Below are 17,258 nucleotides of genomic sequence, written 5' to 3' on the forward strand. Positions count from 1 at the left end.
CTACCGCCATCTTCCCTGATGGCGGTTCTATCATGTATTTCATTCAACTCGAAAAGACAAAACAATATTGTTTTGCCTTTTTAATTGTTTAAGTCTTGGTAGGGAGAGCCGGCACGACAGGGATGTCGTGACGGAGTTTGGGGCGCCCTGGATGGGCGATACCAAACCGGAGCGGAAATGGCATCTCGGATAAAAAGCGCGAGGTTTGAAGGGGCGCGCGCTGGCGCCCCTCATCGGTCGCCTTCGCAAGCGGTGTCATGGAAACGCATTTGCTGACCGGCGAACGAAACATTTCACCGCAATCCCATAGGATATTGAATATGACATTTCCCCCCATTCCATAAAATATCGCCATTCCAAACGGGAGCCTAAATAGCATCCGAATTCTTACACCACCACCTCAAAAACAAGAGAAAATCCCCGCGCTACAATAACAATCCCCCAATTAACGCCATTTTCCCCCTCTATTCCTCCCATTGATCGCTCATAAGCCAAGGATAATAAAGCTCACAAGTAAAATTTATGTGCACCTTCTTTGCACCGTAACAGGAATCATCCCCTTATGTCTGAAACCACACTCCCCAAGAACACTAAGCGGCGTGCCAAGTGGGTATGGATACTGTTAATTCTCATCATTGCCGGTGCTGGCGGTGGTTTTTATGGCTGGAAATATTATCAGCAGCAAGAATCACTGACCGAAAGCAAGCCAACGCCGCCACCCATGCCGGTATTCATGCCGCTGGATACCTTCACCGTTAATCTGATCAGCGATGGTGAAGATGCAGACCGTGTGCTTTACATCGGATTAACGTTGCGTTTGCCCGATGAGGCTACTCGCAAACGCATGAACGATTATCTGCCTGAAATGCGCAGCCGTTTACTCATGCTGCTTTCGCGTCAACACGCCGCTACGCTAGCCAGCGAACAGGGTAAAACTCAGCTAATGTCTGATATTAAAACCGTTCTCATGCCGCCAATCGCTCCCGGTCAGCCGAAGCAGATCGTCAGCGATGTGTTGTTTACAGCCTTTATCCTGCGGTAACCACTATGTCTGATAGCATTCTGTCACAGGCTGAAATTGACGCGTTGCTTAACGGTGATAGCGACAATGCCAAGCCTGATAGCGAAGTCCCTCTCGCGGGAAGTGAGAGCGACGTTCGCCCTTATGACCCCACGACGCAACGTCGCGTGGTGCGTGAACGGTTGCAGGCGCTAGAAATTATCAACGAGCGCTTTGCCCGTCAGTTCCGCATGGGGTTGTTCAATCTGCTACGTCGTAGCCCTGATATCACAGTGGGTGCGGTAAAAATTCAGCCTTATCATGAATTTGCCCGTAACCTACCGGTTCCCACCAACCTCAACCTTATCCACCTAAACCCACTGCGCGGCACGGCGCTGATGGTCTTTGCGCCAAGCTTGGTCTTTATGGCGGTGGATAACCTGTTTGGGGGCGATGGTCGCTTCCCGACCAAAGTGGATGGCCGTGAGTTTACCCATACCGAACAACGCGTTATCAAGCGCATGTTACGTTTGGCGCTGGACGCTTACCGCGACGCATGGAGCGCGATTTATAAGCTCGAAGTGGAGTATGTTCGCTCTGAGATCCAGGTTAAATTCACCAACATCACTACGTCGCCTAACGACATTGTGGTCACCACGCCATTCACTGTCGAAGTGGGTGCGTTGAGCGGTGAATTTAATATCTGTATCCCCTTCTCCATGATCGAGCCACTGCGTGAGCTGCTAGTGAACCCGCCGTTAGAGAACTCCAAGCAGGAAGATCAACACTGGCGAGATACTCTCAGCAAGCAGGTGCAGCATTCCGAGCTTGAACTGGTCGCCAATTTTGTCGATATCCCTTTACGCCTGTCTGAAGTATTAAAGCTGCAGCCCGGCGATGTTTTACCCATCGAAAAACCAGAAAAACTTATCGCAAACGTGGATGGCGTGCCCGTTTTAACCTGCCAATACGGCAGCCAAAACGGCCAATACGCATTACGCGTAGAACGACTTATTAACCCAATTTTAAATGCTCTGAGCGAGGATCAGCCCAATGAGTGACGTCAACAAGCCGTCTGCCGAAGGTCATGACGACGCCGCCGACCTGTGGGCGGAAGCGATGAACGAACAGCAAACCACCGAAAATACTTTGGCGAAAAGTGCTGTGGAGAATTCTGCTGATGAGATTTTCCAGAATCTGGATAATCCATCACCGCTAGCCGGCAACCTACACGATATTGATTTAATTTTGGATATCCCGGTGAAATTAACCGTGGAGCTGGGCCGCACCAAAATGACGATCAAAGAGCTACTGCGTCTGTCGCAGGGGTCGGTGGTGGCATTGGACGGTTTAGCCGGTGAACCGTTAGATATTCTGATTAACGGCTACCTGATTGCGCAAGGTGAAGTTGTGGTGGTCGCTGATAAATTTGGTGTTCGCATCACCGATATTATTACCCCCTCTGAACGTATGCGCCGTTTGAGTCGCTGATGATTCCCGCCACTTCAACCGTCACCAGTGCACCGGCGACGCCGGTCGTGCCCGCAGGCAGCGTGCTGACTCAGGTTGGCAGCACGCTGGGCGCAATACTGCTGCTGATCCTGATTATCGGCTGGCTGGTTAAGCGTCTCGGTTTTGCTCCCAAGAACAGCCGTAATAACCTGCTTAACGTGCGTGCCAGTTGCTCGCTCGGCGCGCGCGAGCGCGTGGTGGTGATCGAAGTGGATAATCAATGTCTGGTGCTCGGTGTAACCAGCCAAAACATCACGCATCTGCACACTTTCACCGCACCACCGTCTGAGGCTGAACCTGTTGCAAAAAAACAGGATTTCAGCCAGATCTTCAAGCAGGTGGTGCAGCAACAGTTTGGTAAGCGCGGAGATAAGTCGTAATGCGCCCTCACCGTTTCATTCTTGGGATCAGCGCGGCGGCATTGCTTCTCGCCAGTCCGCTAGCGCTAGCTCAGCTCCCTGGCATCGTTTCTCAGCCGCTGGCAAACGGCGGTCAAAACTGGTCGCTACCGGTACAGACGCTGGTTTTTCTCACTTCGTTAACCTTCTTGCCTGCCGCTCTGCTGATGATGACCAGCTTCACCCGCATCATTATCGTATTAGGGCTGTTACGCAGCGCATTGGGTACGCCGTCTGCGCCACCGAATCAGGTAATGCTGGGTTTGGCGCTGTTTCTCACGTTTTTTGTCATGTCGCCGGTATTCGATAAAATCTATCAGGATGCCTATCAGCCGTTTAGCCAAGACAAAATTACGATGGACGTGGCAATGGATCGCGGCGCACAACCGCTACGCGAATTCATGCTGCGCCAAACGCGTGAAACCGATCTGGCTCTCTATGCCAAATTAGCCAATCTGCCGCAGATGGCTGGGCCTGAAGATGTACCGATGCGCATTCTGCTCCCTGCCTATGTCACCAGCGAGCTAAAAACCGCGTTCCAAATTGGGTTCACGATCTTCATTCCGTTTTTAATTATCGATTTGGTTGTCGCCAGCGTATTAATGGCGCTAGGGATGATGATGGTTCCTCCGGCCACGATCTCACTGCCGTTTAAACTGATGCTGTTCGTACTCGTCGATGGCTGGCAGCTACTATTGGGATCGCTGGCACAGAGTTTTTATAGTTAACCGCCACACTCACTGAGTAAATAATCATGACCCCAGAATCCGTAATGGCACTCGGTTATCAGGCGATGAAAGTCGGCTTGGCATTGGCCACACCTTTGCTGTTGGCAGCATTGATTAGCGGCCTAGTCATCAGCCTATTACAGGCGGCGACCCAAATTAACGAAATGACGCTCTCGTTTATTCCCAAGATTTTAGCGGTATTCGCCACGATGGTGATTGCAGGACCGTGGATGCTCAGTCTACTGCTTGACTACATGCGTACCCTATTCACCAGTATTCCCTCGATCATCGGCTAAAAATCGCGATGATCTCGTTTGATACCTCCCAACTCGCGTTATGGCTCGGCCAATATTTCTGGCCGTTCGTCCGCATGTTAGCGCTTATCAGCACCGCACCGCTGCTGAGTGAAAAAGCGATCAGCAAAAAGACCAAAGTCGGCCTAGCGATGGCGATTACCTTTTTGTTAGTACCTAATTTAGGCAGTAACCCCACGCCGGTCGTCAGCATCAGTGGGCTATGGCTAGTGACCCAGCAAATATTAATTGGTGCCGCGCTCGGCCTAACCATGCAGTTTGCTTTTGCCGCCGTTCGCCTTGCCGGTGAAGTGATCGGGCTGCAAATGGGGCTTTCTTTTGCCACCTTTTTTGACCCTTCCGGCGGCCCAAACATGCCGATTCTGGCTCGATTGCTGAACCTGCTCACCATGCTGCTCTTTCTGAGTTTTAACGGCCATCTATGGATGATTTCTCTGCTCGCCGAAAGCTTTCAAACGCTGCCTATTAGCGAACAGCCGCTCAACGGTAACGGTTTTCTAATGCTGGCACAGGCGGGAAGCCTCATTTTCGTTAATGGTCTAATGTTGGCGCTACCGTTGATTACCCTGTTACTCGCCCTCAATACCGCGCTCGGTTTGCTCAACCGCATGACTCCCCAGCTCTCTATTTTCGTGGTCGGATTCCCGCTCACGCTCACCATAGGTATGTTCAGCCTTAGTCTGATGATGCCAATGCTTGTTCCGTTCAGTGAACATCTGTTTAGCGAAGTGTTTGAGCGTTTAACGCAGGTGATGGGCGGAATGCAGGGGCTTTGATGGGCATAAGCAGCTCATCAAAAATGCGCAAGCGTTCGATATCTCTAAATGATGAGAACTACATCAAGGCTGTGCTCACTGGCCGCCTTGATGCAGTTTCACGTATGACGGGGACTTAACGATTCATTTGGAACAGGGACATCCCCTGCATATCCGTAAACGCCTTATACGACGCCTGCAACGCAACCTGACGCAAACTGTAATCAGAGATTGACTGATACCAGTCAACGTCTTGCGTACTACTGATACGGCTGGTGTAAGTCATCGCACGTTCGCTGCCTACGGCATCTAATGAGTCCAGCTCTTTCAGATTGGTCCCTAACTCTGCGCGAACCTGTGAAACGTTGTTCAGCGTGTTGCGCAACCCACGGTTAGCAGAGTCAATGGCGTCGCTAACCCCTTTTTTCTCTGCGTCGGTGGCACCGGCAATCGGCGTTTTCAGGGCATCAATAGCCTTTTGCAGCGTGCTGAAAATATCGCTACTGACCGAACCATCGGGCTCTTTGATCGGGTTGCTAGACGCCTTCTGGAATACGTCAGAACCGGTGTGGCTGATGGTCATATCGCGTGCGGCATCCACCTTTTGTGTTACCGCGGTATCGCCGCCCTTATAGTTCACAGTGACTTTACCCGTCACAGGGTCGGTCACTTTCTCGAACGGCGCGGTATCATTTTTGAAGCCGGCAAAAACATAACGACCATTGCCGTCGGAGCTGTTTGCCAAATTCAGCAGTTGATCGCGCATGCCCTCAAGCTGTTTAGCAATGGATGCACGGTCATCGTCGCTTTTACTGCCTGAAGAAGCCCCATCCACCAACACGGGTGTGATGTCTTGCAGCGTTGAAGTCACCTGCTGCAACACGCTTTCTTCCATCGAGACACCTTGGCGTGCATAGCCGCGCGCCATGGTATATTGATCGTTTTGCGCCTGCGCCTGTTTTAATCCCACCAGTTGCGAAGCCGCAAGCGGATCGTCGGAAGGATTAATGACGCGTTTTCCGCTGGTTAACTGCTGTCCAATGCGCTGCCATTCTGACTGCGCATCCGTGATACTGCCCATATTCTGTTGGTACATCATGCTGGTGCTAAGACGCATGGAATAACATCCTTCTTATCGAATATTAAGCAGAGCGCTAAATAGCGTCGTCGCTGTCTGAATAACCTGAGCATTCGCCTGATAGTACTGCTGGAAACGCATCAAATTACCGTACTCTTCATCTAGATTGACGCCTGAAACCGACTGCTGCTGCTGAGTCAGCTGTTTCACCACGTTGCCCTGTGCCGTACTGTCAACTTTTGCGCTGTTGGTTTGGTTCCCTACGGTACCAACCAGCCCCGCATAAGCTTCGTTGAAGGTTGATTTCCCGCCAACAGTCTGCGCTTTTTGCAAATCCAACATTTTTTGCGCATTGGTGTTATCACCTTTGCCGCTGGCATCCGGCACTAAATTACCGCTGGCGTCATACTCCGGTGTACCCGCGCCAATTTTCGCCGCATCGGTGATTGCCACGCCAAAACCTTGCACCGCGCTAGACGTGGTCTTTAGCGTAAAGCTATCGCTTTTGGCCGCCGCTGGAGACACCGTCACCTCTAACCCGTCAAACTGAAGTTTGCCGGTCGCATCAGGGGTCAGATCCGTAATTTTACTGTTGTCGGACAGACGGGTGATCTGCCACTTACCGTTTTTGTCATATTCCAAGCGGTAGTCGGTCGCTTTGGTTTGACTCACATCGGTATACTTTGCCGAAATAGAAGCATTAACGGTTTTATCATTATTGCTGTTAGCGAAGGACGATGGCTGACCAATAGTGAAAAATGGCTCGTTGGTGGTCAGATCGCCATTCAAATCGATGCCCGCTTGCTGCACCTTATTGAAGCTATCGGCCATAGAAAGCGCAATTTGCCCAAGTTGATTACGCGCGTTATCCAACGCCCCGCTACGGAACTGTAAAATCCCGCTCAGACTACCGCCGGTGATACGACCTTCAGGCACTTCGCTTGCGGTACCTGAACCACGGTTATAGCCAATAGTCAGGCGCTGAGGGTTCGCGCTAGAAGGGATCGCTTCCAGTTTATAAGCGTCGTTTCCCTGCACCAAAGACAGCCCACCGGCAAAGGACACGTTCATTGCGCCGTCTTGCATGGTGATTTCGACGTTAGCAATCTGGTTCAACTGAGTGGCCATCTGATCGCGTAGGTCGAGTAAATCGTTAGGCGCACTTCCACCACTTGCGCCGGTAAGACGTGAAATCTGATCGTTTAAGCTGGCAATTTGTTTGGTGTAGTTATTAATCTGCTCAACGCTGTTACTGACGGTGACGTTAGCGTTGCTTTCTAGATTTTTCAGGTATTCATCGGTGGTTTTAAACTGATTCACCAAGCCATTCGCTTTGGCTAATACGGTTTGACGTGCGGCCGGATCGCTAGGGTTGCTGACCAAGTTTTGCAGGTTAGAGAAGAAATCCTGCATGTTGGCTGACAGGCTGTTATTACTGTCTGCCAACAGGTTATCGATTTGCGAAACCTGCTGATAATAAGCCGTGGTAGAAGCGTAGTCACTCTGCCCCTGACGCAGTTGTCCAACGATAAAGGAATTATATTCGCGATTAATACCGCTTACGTTCACCCCATTACCGATAAAACCGGTTGATGTACTGATCCCGCCGCTTTGTGCAAAACTCACCGTTTGGCGGTTATAACCTTGAGTGTAAACATTACTAAGGTTATTACTTGTGACGCTCAGCGCGGTCTGTGCGGCGCTTAGTCCACTCATTGCGCTATTAATTAAGTTAGCCATTCGGGTTCCTTTAAACTTAAAAAAAGCCTCACGTCATCACGCGGCAAGGCTCTTGTTGTTGAAACAGTTATCGGCGGTAGGAAAGTAAACTTGAGGGAAAAATCATGGCCTCTAACGATTTTTCCTACCCTGATAGTGATGCAAACAGCAACGCCGATCGTTAATGTGACTGCGGTGTAATATTCCGCCCGCCTGTCGATACCGAGCTTCATTGATACACCGGTGAAGGCGTACGGGCAGAGACCACCAGCGCGTGGTCTCTGCACTCGCGCGCTTTTATCCGAGACGCCATCTCCGCTCCGGTTTGGTATCGCAAATCCTCTATGGGATTGCGGGGAAATATTTCGTTCGCCGGTCAACAAATGCGTTTCCATGGCACCGCTGGCGAAGGCGACCGATGAGGGGCGCCAGCGCGCGCCCCTTCAAACCTCGCGCTTTTTATCCGAGATGCCATCTCCGCTCCGGTTTGGTATCGCCCATCCAGGGCGCCCCAAACTCCGTCACGACATCCCTGTCGTGCCGGCTCTATCAACGAATACTTAAACTAAAAACCGGCCACGCCTTTTGTTTTGACGTTGACCTTTCCGGCACGTTGTTCTTCAGCCGAAGGGAGGAATGTAGGCTAGGATTCGCCGACAGGGATGTCGGCGAAAGAACGGAGGAGCCAGGATGGCGATTGCCGTTCGTTCCGTTAAGGCCGGAATGACGAGTTTCGGGCACCTGCGAAGCAGGCTGAAGAATGGTGCCAAGCCCGGATGCAAGGCGGCGGCGATTGAGCCGCCTTGCTCGGACGCCTACGCCAATGGCTTAATAGATCCACAGATGCTAACTGGCGTACGAAACCCTTCCCTAATCAACCATAAAGCTAGCCGTACGAAACCCTTCACTAATCAACCATAAAACTAGCCGTACGAAACCCTTCACCGATCAACCATAAAGCTAGCCGTCCCCACCTAAAACAACCTCTCCAAATCCGTGGTATACGCCTTCACCACCTGTTCGCCCGCGTTTTTAATCTGTCCAATCACCTGTACCAGCTTGCTGGCGTAGTTAGGGTCGGTCGCATAGCCCGCTTTTTGCAGAGCATGTGCGGCCTGTTCTGGCGTATTGGCGCTGGTGACGTTGGCATAGCGTGGGTTATTGGTTAACAACTGCACATAGTCGCTGATGGCTTCAAGGTAAGATCCATACACACGGAATTTGGCTTTCACTTTATGTGCAACGCCATTTTCAAACTCGGTGGTGGTGATCTCGGTTGTCGGGCCATCCCAACTTTTGCCGGCTTTAATCCCAAACAGGTTGAAGCTACGCGAACCATCGGTCGTAGGAATCTCCCGCTGACCCCATCCAGACTCCAGCGCCGCCTGCGCCACAATCAGTTGGTGCGGTATACCACTCTGTTGGCTGACAGCTCGCGCCGCGCCACTCAGTTGAGTGACAAACTCGCCGTTGCTGGTCGGCATCGGCGACCCATTTTGTGGGATACGCGGCATCGCTCGGCGCATCACCTGCTCAAGTGCACGAACCGGCATGCTTTGAATCGTCTCTCCATCTAACGCCATTGGCGTAGTGCCCACGCTGTCAGGAATCGACGTTTTATTTCCGGAAAGCTGCTGTACCAGCATATCGGCGATGCCGAGACTACCGGACATATCCTGTGCAATTTGCTGGTCATACATCGAGGTATACAGCTTCGTTTGTTCCGTACTCAGTTCCCCATCCTGAGGCAGCGCAGCACGCATACTTTTCAGCATCATTTGAACAAACATGCCTTCCATCTGCTTGGCGGTTTCACGGATAGCCTTATCCGATCCAGCCGCCGTATGACGTTTCAACTGATTTAATGCCTGCGCGTCATACGCGGCGCTACCGAGAGAGAAGCTATCATTCATCAGATAATTTCCAATTTGGCTCGTAGGCAACCGGCGCTCTGCATTGCCTGCAAAATCGACATCAGATCGTTCGGCGTAGCTCCCAACGCGTTAAGGGTTCGCACAACGCTGTTTAGGTTGGCACTTGAACGCACCTGCTGTAATGAACCTTGCCCTTGCTGAACTGAGATCTGAGTATTTGGCGTCACCACGGTTTGTCCCCCACCAAACGGGGTATTAGGCTGACTGACGGTATTTTGACGATCGACCACCACGGACAGGTTCCCTTGAGCGACAGCGCAAGAGTCCAGCTCAACGTTGCGGTTCATCACCACCGAGCCAGTTCGTGAGTTAACGATAACCTTCGCATCGAAACTACCAACAGACACTTCAATATTCTGAATGTTCGCCAATACGCGTACCTGATTGCTGTTGCCTTGTGGAACTAAAACCTGCACGGTGCGAGCATCCAGCGGCGTAGCCGAACCCATCCCGCCAAAGCGGTTAATTGAATCACTGATACGCTGTGCCAAGCTGAAGTCTTCATCGTTGAGCTGTAGGTTAATCACGTTACTGTTGCCGAAGGTGCTCTGCACCTCACGTTCGATCGTCGCGCCGCCGCTGATACGCCCCCCCGCTAACTGATTCACCTGAACGCTGCTACCACCGGCGGATGCACCTGCGCCGCCCACTAGCACGTTACCCTGCGCCAAGGCATAGACCTGATTATCCACACCTTTTAGTGGTGTCATCAGCAAAGTACCGCCGCGCAGGCTTTTGGCGTTCCCCATCGATGAAACCACCACGTCGATACTTTGACCGGCACGTGAAAATGGCGGAAGCTTAGCGGTTACCATCACGGCAGCCACGTTTTTCAGCTGCATGTTAGTGCCCGCCGGTACAGTGATCCCTAACTGCGACAGCATGTTGTTCAGGCTTTGGGTCGTAAACGGCGTTTGCATGGTTTGGTCACCCGAACCATCCAGACCGACAACCAATCCATAACCGATCAGGGCGTTATCGCGCACACCCTGTACGGTGGTTAAATCGCGGATACGTTCGGCGCTAGCGGTTTGGGTGAACAGGCTTAGGGAAACCAACAGCCCCAGCATCAGCGAAGTCATACGCTGAGCCCATCGTCTAGAGCTATGTTTCATCGTTCTATTCCTTATCAACATATGATCAACCCTTTTATTAATACGGAGAAAGGTTGAGGAAGAACCGCTGCAGCCAGCCCATGTTCTGAGCTTCGTTGATATAACCACTGCCGACGTATTCGATACGCGCATCAGCCACCTGCGTTGATACCACAGAGTTGCTGCCGCTGATGGTGCGTGGGTTCACGACGCCAGAGAAGCGGATAAATTCGGTGCCCTGATTGATGGCGATTTGCTTTTCGCCCACCACTTTCAGATTACCGTTAGCCAGCACTTCCGCGACGGTCACCGTAATCGTGCCGTTAAAGGTATTGTTGGCGTTAGCCCCGCCCTTACCGCCGAATTCGTTGTCGCCGGACATGTTCATGTCAGCTCGCGCGTTACCCAACAGCCCTTCCAGATAGCGTGGCGCAGTCGCCACTTCGAAACTGGATTTACCGTTACGGCTAGCGTTTGCCGAGGAGCTTTTGCTGGCGCTGACGTTTTCCTGCAACGAAATGGTCAACGTATCACCCACGTTGCGTGGACGGCGGTCTTCGAACAGCGGCTGATAGCCATAATTCATCGGCTGCACGCTTTGGAAAATAGAGCCATTGGCAACGGTCGGCGCTGCGGGTGCCGGAGAGGCCGTGGTTGCACCCTTCACGATCTGATCGTGCGGAATGTAAGCGCAGCCGGAAAGCAATAGAGCCGCACTCAGTGCGGCGATTTTGCATGGCATCAATGCGGGACGAGCAACAGCATTGGATATCATCACGTTATGCGGCTTGATTGACATACTGCATCAGTCCTTAGAGCTGCGTTAAGCGCTGCAGCATCTGGTCAGACGTTGTCACGGCTTTGCTGTTAATCTCATAGGCGCGTTGAGTCTGGATCATATTGACCAGTTCTTCAGCCACGTTAACGTTTGAGGTTTCGACATAGCCTTGATACAACATGCCCGCACCATTCAGACCCGGAGTGCTTTCGGTCGGCGCACCAGAACTCTCGGTTTCCTGATACAGGTTTTCACCCACGCTCTCCAAACCGGCATCGTTGATAAACGTTGTTAGGGTTAGCTGTCCAACCTGCGTGGTTGCGGTTTGTCCTTGCTGATTCACACTAACGATACCGTCGCGACCGATGGTCAACTTGGTGGCATTAGCCGGAATAGTGATCGCCGGAACGACCTGAAAACCGCTCGACGTCACGAGTTGGCCGTTTTGATCCACTTGGAACGAGCCATCGCGCGTGTATGCTAGCGTGCCATCCGGCTGCTGCACCTGAAAGAATCCCTGACCTTTAATGGCAACATCACGGCTGTTGTCGGTCTGAGACAGGTTACCTTGGCTATGCAAACGTTCAGTGGCAACCGGACGCACACCAGTACCGATCTGTAACCCTGAAGGCAACGTCGTTTGCTCGGAGGATTGAGCCCCCGGCTGGCGTAGCGTTTGGTACATCAAGTCTTCAAATACGGCACGCTGGCGTTTAAAGCCATTGGTGCTAACGTTGGCCAAGTTGTTGGCAATGACGTCCATGTTCGTTTGTTGGGCTTCCAGCCCGGTTTTTGCGATATACAGTGAACGGATCATTCAAACACTCCTACAGTTATTCAACTCGCTCAGCGGCTATTAACTCAATGACAACAGCTGGTTGGCTTTTTGTTCGTTGTCATCCACGCTGCGAATGACCTTCATCTGCATTTCAAAACGGCGGGCGTTGGCAATCATATCGACCATCGTATCCACGGGTTTGACGTTGCTTCCTTCTAATACCCCAGGCATCAGACGCATTTCTGGGTCGAGCGTCAGCGTAGCGCCGCGTTGCTGCTGCGCTTCTGGCGTCAAATGGAATAAGCCATCGTCGCCGTGTGCCATTTCCTGAGACGTGGCTTTAACCAGTTTCAAACGCCCAACCTGAGTGGTGGTGTTGGGCTGATCGCCAGCGCCGAGCGCCGTGATAGTGCCATCGGCGGCAATCGTGATTTCTGCACGATCGGGGATCGCAATCGGCCCGTTATCGCCGATCACTAAGTTGCCCTGCGATGTCAATTGTCCTGCGGTGTTGATCTGCAGGTTACCGTTACGGGTATAAGCTTCCGTGCCGTCTGCGTTACGCACCGCAAGCCAGCCATCCTGCTGTAACGCCACATCTAACGGGCGCTCGGTGTAATCCAATTTACCCATACTCATGTCATGCATCGGCGTTGACGCCGCGACCAGGGTACGGGTTTCAATGCTGTCACCCTCAACCGGTACAGCGCGTAAAGCCGCAAGCTGGGCACGAAATCCGGGCGTGCTGGCGTTGGCCATATTGTTGGCCGTGATTGCCTGCTGTTCGAGGGTCTGGCTAGCGGCCCCCATCGCGGTATAAATCGCGTGATCCATAGCATCTGCCTGTTGCCTCTATGCGCCGGCCATCTCGCCAGCGCATAGAAGAAGTGGATTAAGGGTAATTAACGTAGGTTGACCAACGTTTGCAGGATCTGGTCCTGCGTTTTGATGGTTTGAGCATTGGATTGGTAGTTACGCTGCGCCACAATCATGTTGACGAGCTCTTTACTCAGATCCACGTTGGATGCCTCAACGGCGCCGCTGGTCAATGCGCCTAACCCACTGGCACCCGCCACGCCAACAATCGCCTGACCCGATGTGGCACTCTCTTTCCACATGTTGTTGCCTTCAGACTGAAGACCCTCTGGGTTGGCAAAGTTTGCCATCACGATTTGCGCCAATAGCTGGGTTTGCTGGTTAGAGTAAGTGCCCGTAATGGTGCCATCGTCGTTGATCTGATAGCCGGTCATCTCACCTGCTGCATAACCGTCTTGAGATTTGGCGGTCACGCCATCTTTACCGGTGTTTTGTTGCATGGAACCGGTGAAAGTCAGGTTGAAGTTTTGCGCTGGAGCGCCGTTGTTAGCTGCCATGTTCAGTGCCAGAGGTGTACCTGGGTTTTGCAGCGTACCGTTCTGGTCAAACTCCAGTTTGCCTGCGTTTTGAGGTGCTGTACCTGCAGCGGCTGCGCTATCGACGCTATAAACCGTCCATGGCGTAGTCATGCCCGTCGCCGGTGGCGTGGCTGCCACTGGTGCCCCTTTCACGAAATAAAGATTCATATTGTGGGTATTCCCCAAAGAATCATAAGTCGTAATAGACGTTGCATAGGTGTAGGAATCAACATCATCAACTTTGAACGGTGAGTTCTTTGGCACCTCATGCGATGAGTTAAGGTTCATGCTCATGTTGCCTGAGCTGCTGGCTTTAGCCGGCATCATGCCCGTTGGGATCTGAATCGGTGAAGGCTGCGCGCCTTGTTGGATAGTCGGAGGTGAACCTGCCGCGGGATAACCTGTCAGGAAAACGCCCTGCGCATTGGTCAAGAAGTTGTCCTGATTCTTAGTGAATTGGCCGTTACGCGAGTAGTAAACGCCGCCGTTAGCATCCTGCATACGGAAAAAACCGTTGCCACTGATCGCCACGTCTAAACCACGGTTAGTGGTGGTGGTAATACCATCGGTAAAGTCCTGCTGCACGCTAGCAACTTTCACGCCTAGCCCCACCTTTGAACCCGCGAACATGTCGGCAAAGGTCACAGAGCCAGATTTAAAGCCTACGGTTTGCGAGTTAGCAATGTTGTTGCCGATAACGTCAAGGTTACTGGCCGCAGCGTTCAAGCCGCTGACTGCTTGGTTAAATCCCATGTGAAGTCCTATCTCTAGAGGTCAAAAAACGTTCATCAGCAAAAATCAGAGCTGCTGATAATGATGGAGTCAACGCTGTGGCTACAGGATCTGGCGCACGTCGTCGAGGGTGGCGGTGCCCGCCATGCCGAGTTCCAGCAACGCGCCGTTACCGTTTTTGGTCACTCCGTTCACCATGCCAAAGTGCAACGGCTGAACGACCATCGGCTGACCTTGGTTGGTCGCGCTCACGCTAAAGGTGTAGGCTCCGTTTGGCACGTTGGTGCCATCGGTTTGTGTGCCGTCCCATGTATAGCTATGAACACCCGCCGTTTGCGTGCCCAAATCGATTTGTTTAACGACCGCACCATTGGCGTCGCTGATGGTAACCACCACGCTCTGAGCACCACTTTCCAGCTCAAAACCAAACGGTGTGGTACTGGTTGTGGTTGCACCCTCTTCTTTCCCCGCCAAAATATTTTTGCCGGGGATCATCACGCCATGACCAATGAGGCTGCTGGCCTGTAACGATTGATTGCTGTTAATTTGGCCGGAGATAGAACCCAACGTGGTGTTGAGCTTTTCAATGCCGCTAACGGTGTTGATCTGCGCCAGTTGGCTGGTCAGCTCATTGTTTTGTAGCGGATTGGTCGGATCTTGGTTTTTTAGCTGCGCAACCAAAAGCGTCAGGAAGCTGTTGCTTAAATCCTGGCTGTTTTGGCTGGTTAAGCTATTGGTGCCGTTGGTTTTGTTGGTTGCGCTGGAATTATCAACCGGATCGTTAAGCGAGACAGAAACTGCCATAGCTCCTCCTGTTATTGGCCAAGCGTTAATGTTTTCATCATTAACGACTTGGTAGTGTTGAGGACTTCTACGTTGGCCTGATAGCTGCGAGAAGCGGCAATGGAGTTCACCATCTCACCGACCACGTCAACGTTAGGCATCCGCACATAGCCTTTAGCATCGGCTAACGGATTGCCCGGTTGGTACACCAAACGCTCTGGCGACGGATCGTCAACCAGCTGCGATACTTTTACGCCGCCGGTTTCCTGCCCTGGTGCGGCTTGCACTTCAAACACGACCTGCTTGGCGCGGTAGGGTTCGCCATCGGGTCCGGTCACACTGTCGGCATTCGCCATGTTGCTGGCTGCCACGTTCATACGCTGCGACTGTGCCGCCAGCGCCGAACCGGAAATATCAAAAATGTTGAGCATCGACATGGTCGTTATCCTTGTTGCAACACTGACATCATGCTTTTGATCTGCCCGCTGATAACGGTCAGATCGGTTTGATAGCGCAGGCTGTTATCAGCGAATTGCGTACGCTCGCGGTCCATATCGACGGTGTTTCCATCCAGCGATGGTTGATCGGGGACGCGGTAGAGCATATCCAGTTCAGGCGGCTGAAAACTCTGGGCAGGAATATGGCGGCTAGAGGTGGTTTTTAGCTCGACACCGCTGCCATTAACACGCCCTTGTTCGATCGCGCGCGTAAGCTGTGAGGAAAAATCGATATCTCTGGCCTGAAAGCCTGGGGTATCTGCGTTGGCGATATTGGCAGCCAGGATTTCCTGACGCTGTGCGCGTAGGTTTAAAGCTTCTTGCTGAAAACGTAACGCGGCATCCAGTTTATCGAGCATACCTTCTCCGCTAAGTGGGTTAGGACGGGCTGCCATGGCATAAAGCTGCTGGCAGATCGTCAAGAATGACAATTTGGAGCGGATAGCATAGACGTGGGGAGATACAGACGATGGGAGGAATAAGCGCAAAATGTAGCGCTATTTGTGGCCTTTATTTTCTAGCAAAGCAGATAGACTACGAGCCTGAGTTTAGAATTTTCACGCTGTAATACGTTAATTCCACCCGGTGGAGGCCCCATGCGTTGCGATTTAAAGAAATGGCCATTATTCCTGACCAGCGTTTTGCTGACGGGCTTTTTCTTGCCCTCGGCGCACGCAGATTCAGCGCTACAAGAGGGGCTAACGCAGTATTTCGGCCAACAGTTCACCGCAGAAAATCAGCACGTAAAAGTCAATATTCGTTCCCCTCAATCGCAGTGGCCAACGTGTGAAATACCCCAGTTTTCGATGCCCTCCTCGGCACGCCGCTGGGGAACACTGAGCGTGTTGGTACAGTGCCCGCAGGATAAACGTTATCTGCAAGTTGAAGTTCAGGTCACAGGAGGCTATCCGGTAGCGAGCGCACCACTCAGCCGTGGGCAGCATATTAGCGCAGCAGATTTCAATATCATGCAGGGTCGTCTCGATCGTCTTCCTACCGGTAGCATTATGGAAATAAGCCAGTTAGATAACGCGGTATTGACACGTGATTTAGCGGCGGGTCAGCCGGTGACGTCATCGATGATGCGCCGTACATGGATCATTAAGGCCGGACAATCGGTACAGATTTTAGCGCAGGGTGACGGCTTTAACGTGACCAGCGAAGGGAAAGCGCTCAATAATGCGGCGATTGCCGACAACGTTCGCGTTCGTTTAGCCTCTGGACAAATTATCAGCGGCAAAGCCACCGAACAGGGAACTATCGAGTTGCTAATGTAGTCATTTCTCGTGCCAAAATGACTTTTTCACGCTTAGGTGAAAAAAAGCTGCAATAAATCGAGCGAAATAGACAGTTTTAGCTAAAGTTATTGGCTTCTAAGCCGATAGTACAGACAGACAGAAACACGTTGCCGTAGCGTTCAATCAGAGAACGGACTCACGCCAACTAACCAGTGAGATAATGACAATGAGCATAGATCGCACCCATTCGCTGAGCGGTGTTAGTCCGATTCAGCCAAGAGAAGCATCCGAAATCCAGCAGCAAAAACGCAAAGAGGCTACAAGCCAACCTGCGGTTGATGGCACTCAGGTTAAGCTGAGCGATGCGCAATCGCGCCTGATGCAGCCGAATGGCCAAGATATCAACGTTGAACGCGTTGAAGCATTGAAACTTGCCATTCGTAACGGTGAGCTGACCATGGATACCGGCAAAATCGCCGATGCGCTGTTACAAGATACACATGATTTATTGAAATCAAACGACTGA

Annotated in this window: 21 protein-coding genes; 9 read left to right on the forward strand and 12 right to left on the reverse strand. The window is 52.0% G+C overall.

Features of this window, described 5'->3' with window-relative positions; all coding sequences use genetic code 11:
- Positions 1-562 precede the first annotated feature (562 nt).
- The 7 genes from fliL to fliR are packed head-to-tail and all read left to right on the forward strand — an operon-like array spanning position 563 to position 4,728.
- Complete coding sequence (fliL, locus tag K9N75_RS13540; RefSeq protein ID WP_004092168.1) at positions 563-1,042, forward strand: flagellar basal body-associated protein FliL; 480 nt, start codon at positions 563-565, stop codon at positions 1,040-1,042.
- Between the two features lie 5 nt (positions 1,043-1,047).
- On the forward strand, positions 1,048-2,061 hold the full coding sequence (gene fliM / locus K9N75_RS13545) for a flagellar motor switch protein FliM (RefSeq protein ID WP_008813837.1): 1,014 nt from the start codon (positions 1,048-1,050) through the stop codon (positions 2,059-2,061).
- Entirely contained in the window at positions 2,054-2,491 is a 438-nt protein-coding gene (fliN, locus tag K9N75_RS13550) for a flagellar motor switch protein FliN (RefSeq protein WP_008813838.1), read from the forward strand. Before fliM ends, fliN begins: the two co-directional genes overlap by 8 nt.
- On the forward strand, positions 2,491-2,892 hold the full coding sequence (gene fliO / locus K9N75_RS13555; RefSeq protein WP_008813839.1) for a flagellar biosynthetic protein FliO: 402 nt from the start codon (positions 2,491-2,493) through the stop codon (positions 2,890-2,892). Before fliN ends, fliO begins: the two co-directional genes overlap by 1 nt.
- Positions 2,892-3,638: a flagellar type III secretion system pore protein FliP gene (gene fliP / locus K9N75_RS13560; protein WP_004092156.1), complete on the forward strand. Its 747-nt coding sequence runs from the start codon at positions 2,892-2,894 to the stop codon at positions 3,636-3,638. Before fliO ends, fliP begins: the two co-directional genes overlap by 1 nt.
- A 26-nt stretch (positions 3,639-3,664) precedes the next feature.
- Positions 3,665-3,934: a flagellar biosynthesis protein FliQ gene (gene fliQ / locus K9N75_RS13565; RefSeq protein WP_008813840.1), complete on the forward strand. Its 270-nt coding sequence runs from the start codon at positions 3,665-3,667 to the stop codon at positions 3,932-3,934.
- Between the two features lie 8 nt (positions 3,935-3,942).
- Positions 3,943-4,728 carry a flagellar biosynthetic protein FliR gene (gene fliR / locus K9N75_RS13570; RefSeq protein WP_004092151.1) on the forward strand — a complete coding sequence of 262 codons (786 nt, stop codon included), beginning with the start codon at positions 3,943-3,945 and terminating at the stop codon, positions 4,726-4,728.
- 115 nt (positions 4,729-4,843) lie between these two features.
- Here the strand turns inward: fliR and flgL are convergent, their stop codons facing one another.
- The 12 genes from flgL to flgB form a co-directional block, all read right to left on the reverse strand.
- Complete coding sequence (gene flgL, locus K9N75_RS13575; protein WP_008813841.1) at positions 4,844-5,824, reverse strand: flagellar hook-associated protein FlgL; 981 nt, start codon at positions 5,822-5,824, stop codon at positions 4,844-4,846.
- Between the two features lie 15 nt (positions 5,825-5,839).
- A complete protein-coding gene (flgK, locus tag K9N75_RS13580; RefSeq protein WP_008813842.1) occupies positions 5,840-7,525 on the reverse strand; it encodes a flagellar hook-associated protein FlgK in 1,686 nt (561 codons plus the stop codon).
- Positions 7,513-7,737 (reverse strand): hypothetical protein, encoded by a 225-nt coding sequence (locus tag K9N75_RS13585; protein WP_039186292.1) that lies wholly within the window; start codon positions 7,735-7,737, stop codon positions 7,513-7,515. The genes flgK and K9N75_RS13585 overlap by 13 nt, the downstream gene beginning before the upstream one ends.
- A 741-nt stretch (positions 7,738-8,478) precedes the next feature.
- The gene (gene flgJ / locus K9N75_RS13590; RefSeq protein ID WP_008813843.1) at positions 8,479-9,417 is read right to left on the reverse strand and encodes a flagellar assembly peptidoglycan hydrolase FlgJ; all 939 of its coding nucleotides are present in this window, start codon (positions 9,415-9,417) and stop codon (positions 8,479-8,481) included.
- Positions 9,417-10,520 (reverse strand): flagellar basal body P-ring protein FlgI, encoded by a 1,104-nt coding sequence (locus K9N75_RS13595; RefSeq protein WP_004092139.1) that lies wholly within the window; start codon positions 10,518-10,520, stop codon positions 9,417-9,419. Before K9N75_RS13595 ends, flgJ begins: the two co-directional genes overlap by 1 nt.
- Before the next feature lie 70 nt (positions 10,521-10,590).
- Positions 10,591-11,274 carry a flagellar basal body L-ring protein FlgH gene (locus K9N75_RS13600; RefSeq protein WP_224452614.1) on the reverse strand — a complete coding sequence of 228 codons (684 nt, stop codon included), beginning with the start codon at positions 11,272-11,274 and terminating at the stop codon, positions 10,591-10,593.
- Between the two features lie 70 nt (positions 11,275-11,344).
- Complete coding sequence (gene flgG, locus K9N75_RS13605) at positions 11,345-12,127, reverse strand: flagellar basal-body rod protein FlgG (RefSeq protein WP_004092136.1); 783 nt, start codon at positions 12,125-12,127, stop codon at positions 11,345-11,347.
- Between the two features lie 39 nt (positions 12,128-12,166).
- Entirely contained in the window at positions 12,167-12,922 is a 756-nt protein-coding gene (locus K9N75_RS13610; RefSeq protein ID WP_008813845.1) for a flagellar basal-body rod protein FlgF, read from the reverse strand.
- Positions 12,923-12,990: 68 nt separating this feature from the next.
- Positions 12,991-14,235 carry a flagellar hook protein FlgE gene (flgE, locus tag K9N75_RS13615; protein WP_008813846.1) on the reverse strand — a complete coding sequence of 415 codons (1,245 nt, stop codon included), beginning with the start codon at positions 14,233-14,235 and terminating at the stop codon, positions 12,991-12,993.
- A gap of 81 nt (positions 14,236-14,316) precedes the next feature.
- Positions 14,317-15,018 (reverse strand): flagellar hook assembly protein FlgD, encoded by a 702-nt coding sequence (gene flgD, locus K9N75_RS13620; protein ID WP_008813847.1) that lies wholly within the window; start codon positions 15,016-15,018, stop codon positions 14,317-14,319.
- An 11-nt stretch (positions 15,019-15,029) separates the two neighbouring features.
- On the reverse strand, positions 15,030-15,434 hold the full coding sequence (gene flgC, locus K9N75_RS13625) for a flagellar basal body rod protein FlgC (protein WP_004092125.1): 405 nt from the start codon (positions 15,432-15,434) through the stop codon (positions 15,030-15,032).
- 5 nt (positions 15,435-15,439) lie between these two features.
- Positions 15,440-15,853, reverse strand: coding sequence for a flagellar basal body rod protein FlgB (gene flgB / locus K9N75_RS13630; RefSeq protein ID WP_020303695.1), 414 nt, complete (start codon positions 15,851-15,853; stop codon positions 15,440-15,442).
- A gap of 237 nt (positions 15,854-16,090) precedes the next feature.
- On the opposite strand from flgB, the gene flgA reads away from it, so the two are divergent.
- On the forward strand, positions 16,091-16,771 hold the full coding sequence (gene flgA, locus K9N75_RS13635; RefSeq protein ID WP_130974761.1) for a flagellar basal body P-ring formation chaperone FlgA: 681 nt from the start codon (positions 16,091-16,093) through the stop codon (positions 16,769-16,771).
- A 187-nt stretch (positions 16,772-16,958) separates the two neighbouring features.
- Positions 16,959-17,258, forward strand: coding sequence for a flagellar biosynthesis anti-sigma factor FlgM (gene flgM / locus K9N75_RS13640; protein WP_008813850.1), 300 nt, complete (start codon positions 16,959-16,961; stop codon positions 17,256-17,258).

Source organism: Hafnia paralvei (assembly GCF_020150375.1).
Taxonomy (GTDB): Bacteria; Pseudomonadota; Gammaproteobacteria; order Enterobacterales; family Enterobacteriaceae; genus Hafnia; species Hafnia paralvei.

What these genes read in the sequence shown, in the direction of transcription:
- fliL (WP_004092168.1), top strand. Translation starts at nt 563, where the DNA reads ATGTCTGAAACCACACTCCCCAAGAACACTAAGCGGCGTGCCAAGTGG.
- fliM (WP_008813837.1), top strand. Translation starts at nt 1,048, where the DNA reads ATGTCTGATAGCATTCTGTCACAGGCTGAAATTGACGCGTTGCTTAAC.
- fliN (WP_008813838.1), top strand. Translation starts at nt 2,054, where the DNA reads ATGAGTGACGTCAACAAGCCGTCTGCCGAAGGTCATGACGACGCCGCC.
- fliO (WP_008813839.1), top strand. Translation starts at nt 2,491, where the DNA reads ATGATTCCCGCCACTTCAACCGTCACCAGTGCACCGGCGACGCCGGTC.
- fliP (WP_004092156.1), top strand. Translation starts at nt 2,892, where the DNA reads ATGCGCCCTCACCGTTTCATTCTTGGGATCAGCGCGGCGGCATTGCTT.
- fliQ (WP_008813840.1), top strand. Translation starts at nt 3,665, where the DNA reads ATGACCCCAGAATCCGTAATGGCACTCGGTTATCAGGCGATGAAAGTC.
- fliR (WP_004092151.1), top strand. Translation starts at nt 3,943, where the DNA reads ATGATCTCGTTTGATACCTCCCAACTCGCGTTATGGCTCGGCCAATAT.
- flgL (WP_008813841.1), bottom strand. Translation starts at nt 5,824, where the DNA reads ATGCGTCTTAGCACCAGCATGATGTACCAACAGAATATGGGCAGTATC.
- flgK (WP_008813842.1), bottom strand. Translation starts at nt 7,525, where the DNA reads ATGGCTAACTTAATTAATAGCGCAATGAGTGGACTAAGCGCCGCACAG.
- K9N75_RS13585 (WP_039186292.1), bottom strand. Translation starts at nt 7,737, where the DNA reads ATGAAGCTCGGTATCGACAGGCGGGCGGAATATTACACCGCAGTCACA.
- flgJ (WP_008813843.1), bottom strand. Translation starts at nt 9,417, where the DNA reads ATGAATGATAGCTTCTCTCTCGGTAGCGCCGCGTATGACGCGCAGGCA.
- K9N75_RS13595 (WP_004092139.1), bottom strand. Translation starts at nt 10,520, where the DNA reads ATGACTTCGCTGATGCTGGGGCTGTTGGTTTCCCTAAGCCTGTTCACC.
- K9N75_RS13600 (WP_224452614.1), bottom strand. Translation starts at nt 11,274, where the DNA reads ATGCCATGCAAAATCGCCGCACTGAGTGCGGCTCTATTGCTTTCCGGC.
- flgG (WP_004092136.1), bottom strand. Translation starts at nt 12,127, where the DNA reads ATGATCCGTTCACTGTATATCGCAAAAACCGGGCTGGAAGCCCAACAA.
- K9N75_RS13610 (WP_008813845.1), bottom strand. Translation starts at nt 12,922, where the DNA reads ATGGATCACGCGATTTATACCGCGATGGGGGCCGCTAGCCAGACCCTC.
- flgE (WP_008813846.1), bottom strand. Translation starts at nt 14,235, where the DNA reads ATGGGATTTAACCAAGCAGTCAGCGGCTTGAACGCTGCGGCCAGTAAC.
- flgD (WP_008813847.1), bottom strand. Translation starts at nt 15,018, where the DNA reads ATGGCAGTTTCTGTCTCGCTTAACGATCCGGTTGATAATTCCAGCGCA.
- flgC (WP_004092125.1), bottom strand. Translation starts at nt 15,434, where the DNA reads ATGTCGATGCTCAACATTTTTGATATTTCCGGTTCGGCGCTGGCGGCA.
- flgB (WP_020303695.1), bottom strand. Translation starts at nt 15,853, where the DNA reads ATGCTCGATAAACTGGATGCCGCGTTACGTTTTCAGCAAGAAGCTTTA.
- flgA (WP_130974761.1), top strand. Translation starts at nt 16,091, where the DNA reads ATGCGTTGCGATTTAAAGAAATGGCCATTATTCCTGACCAGCGTTTTG.
- flgM (WP_008813850.1), top strand. Translation starts at nt 16,959, where the DNA reads ATGAGCATAGATCGCACCCATTCGCTGAGCGGTGTTAGTCCGATTCAG.